The organism is Paraburkholderia sediminicola (assembly GCF_046026895.1).
GTDB classification, from domain to species: domain Bacteria; phylum Pseudomonadota; class Gammaproteobacteria; order Burkholderiales; family Burkholderiaceae; genus Paraburkholderia; species Paraburkholderia sediminicola_C.
This window is the reverse complement of sequence record NZ_JAQQEU010000178.1, coordinates 1-3,485: the sequence shown is the minus strand read 5'-3', so window position 1 is coordinate 3,485 and position 3,485 is coordinate 1. Positions and strand designations below refer to the sequence as shown.

Sequence of the window (3,485 nt, the reverse complement as noted above, 5' to 3'; positions counted from 1 at the left end):
AATAATGCGCAGTTGCAAATTATGCGGAGCCTTTCAGTGTCGATGAGTGCCATGCCAGTCGCCGAACGGGTCCACGAGAACTCAAGGTTCGGCGAACTACGCATAATTACAACGACTCTAGGAATTGCAGAATGCGGTCCGGAGGTCGATATCGACGGTTCTTTACCTCTGGTGGTTGAATGCTGTTCAGTGCTCGCTCCTTCATTGTCAGATCAGCCTCGATATAGCCGTGCGTCGTCGACGGGCTTTCGTGTCCCAGCCATAAGGCGATGACCGACAGGTCGACACCTGATTGAAGTAGATGCATGGCAGTCGCGTGTCGAACCAGATGAGGATAAATGCGTCGTTTGGCAAGCTGCGGACATTGGTCCTTCGTTCGCGCTACGGCAATTTTCATCCGGTCAGCGACATTCGAGCGAGTCATCGCGTTTCCCGACCGATTCGGGAAGAGCCTCTGACTTGGCGCATCCTGGATACTTGGCAACCATCGCTTGATTAGGTTGGCAGTTGATCGCCACAGGGGCACCATGCGTTCCTTTCGTCCTTTACCGATAATATGGACACAGGGCGACGAACCAAAGACGACATCGCCGACGCGCAGCGCGAGGATCTCCGAGACCCGTGCTCCCGTGTTATACATGGTTGCCAGCATTACCCTGTCGCGTTGACCGGGCCAGGTGTCTGGGTCGGGAGCTGTCAGCAGTTGCTGGATCTCGTCGCGCGACAGGAATCCAACCATAGGTTTGTCGCAACGCTTCATCGGCACAGAGAGTGCACGCTGTATAACGGCCAATGACGCGATGTCACGATGTGCCGCGTACTTCAGGAACGAGCGTAACGCTGCGAGTCGAACGTTGCGGGTCCGCGTGCTGTTGTGCCGCACTACTTCGAGATGCCGAAGAAAGGCCAGCACTAATGGCGCATCCATGTCGGCCAGCGTCAGATCAGACGGACACCTGCCCGCACGGTCCGATGCAAATTGCAGAAACAGACGAAACGAATCACGATAGCTCGATATCGTCTCCGGGCTGACCGCGCGTTGTTGGATCAACCGTTCGACGAAGAAGTCCTGCACGAGCGTGGCGAAGGACGGAGCCAGACAAGGCTTACTCATGACGTACTCCTTCAGCAAAGCACGCAAATTTCTGACTCACGATTTCCATGAGATCGGGAACAGCAGTCAGGTACCAGTAGGTATCACTCGGCTTCACGTGTCCGAGATATGTTGACAGCGCAATCATCTGGTTGTCGACGTTCACGCCGTCCCGATACCACTTCGGGATGCGTCGGCACACAAACGAGTGACGAAGATCATGGATACGAGGCAATGCATGGTCGCCTCGAGCAATCCACGCGAGTTGCTCGCGAATGCGCCCAAACACCCAGTGAACTGTTCTGGCTTGCAACTTCCTCCCATTGAGATTCACGAAGAACGAATTGCACGGCTGCGCAGCGACGACCAGCGCACGGCGAGCAGCGTAACGCTTCATGGCAAGCGTGACAGTTGGATGCACGACAATAAGACGCGACTTGTGGAACTTCGTCTCGCGCACAACTAGTGTGCCGTCAGCAAGGTTCACGTCATCTCGAGACAGATTGAGAGCTTCCGAGATTCGCAAGCCTGTTGACGCAATCAATCCGAACAACGCTTCATAGGTGAGCGGTCTGATCGAACCGGCCGGCAACATCGCTGCCGACGCGCTGAGGAGCTCGTCGATTTCCTGCTCGGTGTAGATGTGCGGCGTCAGACGACGATGAGCACGTCCGCACAGATCACGCCCCGGAACAACCGTTGTGGGATAGAACTGCTTGAGATACTTCGCGAAGGGGCGAATTACCTCGATTCGACGCGCCCAGGTAATGGGCCTTTCGCTCGGTGTCGAGTGTGCCCAGGCAACGGCCAGACTTTCGGTGATCGGACCGCGATGGTTCGCCGTATCCGCGAAGCGGGCGAAGTTCATCAGCACCTGCCCTGAGATCGCAAGGTCGAAGCCGAGACAGCGTCGCTCTGCGAGATACGCTTCCACCAGCGATGCCATTGTGTGTGCTGATTTGACGGGACGCTTCATGATTTGCTCCCAGGCCAGGGAAGCGCCACGGCTTCCAGGCTTCGCAGGTCGATTTTCGTGTAGATCGCGGTGGTGTCGATGCTCTCATGGCGCAATACGTCAGCCACTTCCTTCAACGACGAGCCGGCACGAAGCAGCCGTCGGGCAACGCTGTGCCTCAGAAGATGGGTTCCAGAGCGGTCAGTCCAACCGCAACGGACATATGCGTCATGCACGGCCTTGTGGAGGCGGCCCGTTCCTAATGGAAGGTCAGCAGGTGCGTAATGGCGTACAAAGACGGCGCGGGAGGTCGTCGTTGCCCGTCGGCCTGACCGGATATAGTCGGCGATCGCATGACCTGTCGGCTCCGGCAGCGGAATGATGTAGCCCCGCCGCGATTTGGTGCGGCGGATTTGCAGCGTGCCTTCGCGCCAGTTTAAATCGTCGAGTTGGATTTGCACGACTTCCGCAGCCCGCAACCCAAGATCAGCCAGACAGCGCACCATGGCGTAATCACGCAAGCTGGCCGCAGTCTCGCGATCGAAGGAGTTCAGGAACCGCTCGATCGCGGCGTCCGAAAGCGTTTCAGGCAGCGCCGCCAACCTCCATCCAGCCACGTTCGGCACAGCTGCGATCAACTCTTCGACCTGATCGTTATATTGCATGGTCCTGAATCGCAGATAACTGCGCAACGTTACGCCCGCTACGTGAGCGGCTCCAGCATTGCACCCGTCAGGGTAGTGCGTAACGAAACGACGGATATCCCGAATCGTTAGCAGCTCCATGTCTAAGTGTTTTCGACCAAAGCGCTGATGCAAGAAATCGCGAATGATGCGACCGCGCTGATATCGCGTGCATTCGGCTAGACCGCAAACGTCCCTGAGATGGTCAGTAAAGCGACGCACCTCCTGTTGCACCGAGTCCGATTCCGCCCGCAGAAAGCGTGGGACAGCGCACGCGCCCATGACGACCAGCAAATGCCGAAGTGCAGCATTCACGTCTGCCCGACCCCTCGGAATCGGAACGGGGCAGGTACACCGCCGCAAATGGTCGTTCACGAAGTTGCAAACAAGTCGATCGTCGACACGTGCTACGGCTATACGGTGCGTTGTAAGCCAATACGCAAAGTGCGCGACGCACCTTACGTAGATGTTGATGGTGCGAGCCGCGTAGCCGGTATCAACAAGATATTCGCAGTAGCGCTCTGCGAAAGGACAAAGGACGCTGCGCCTCAACCACGCCTGAGGCTGCGGTCGAAGAGGAACCAAGCCGATCATGATGATTCTCCTGAATGGGTTACAACCCAAACAGGAAAGCACCCTTTTTATGTGCAGTTTGCTGCAAGCCACAGATCCCTGCAAGGCGCGTCGCACTGGTGCTCGTGACGAGCCGGACGATGCAAACTCCGCATAATTTTCAGCTGCGCATTATTGCGTC

General features: G+C 57.0%; 3 protein-coding genes. All 3 read right to left on the bottom strand.

All coding sequences use genetic code 11. The features are described from left to right. Positions 1-106: 106 nt before the first annotated feature. The 3 genes from PQR02_RS39880 to PQR02_RS39870 are packed head-to-tail and all read right to left on the bottom strand — an operon-like array spanning position 107 to position 2,713. Complete coding sequence (locus PQR02_RS39880; protein WP_408243302.1) at positions 107-1,114, bottom strand: tyrosine-type recombinase/integrase; 1,008 nt, start codon at positions 1,112-1,114, stop codon at positions 107-109. Then, positions 1,107-2,069: a tyrosine-type recombinase/integrase gene (locus PQR02_RS39875; RefSeq protein ID WP_408243301.1), complete on the bottom strand. Its 963-nt coding sequence runs from the start codon at positions 2,067-2,069 to the stop codon at positions 1,107-1,109. Before PQR02_RS39875 ends, PQR02_RS39880 begins: the two co-directional genes overlap by 8 nt. Further along, positions 2,066-2,713, bottom strand: coding sequence for a tyrosine-type recombinase/integrase (locus PQR02_RS39870; RefSeq protein WP_408243300.1), 648 nt, complete (start codon positions 2,711-2,713; stop codon positions 2,066-2,068). Before PQR02_RS39870 ends, PQR02_RS39875 begins: the two co-directional genes overlap by 4 nt. Positions 2,714-3,485: the final 772 nt, after the last annotated feature.

Coding starts and splice junctions, on each gene's coding strand:
- PQR02_RS39875 (WP_408243301.1), bottom strand. CDS start 2,069: ATGAAGCGTCCCGTCAAATCAGCACACACAATGGCATCGCTGGTGGAA.
- PQR02_RS39880 (WP_408243302.1), bottom strand. CDS start 1,114: ATGAGTAAGCCTTGTCTGGCTCCGTCCTTCGCCACGCTCGTGCAGGAC.
- PQR02_RS39870 (WP_408243300.1), bottom strand. CDS start 2,713: ATGCAATATAACGATCAGGTCGAAGAGTTGATCGCAGCTGTGCCGAAC.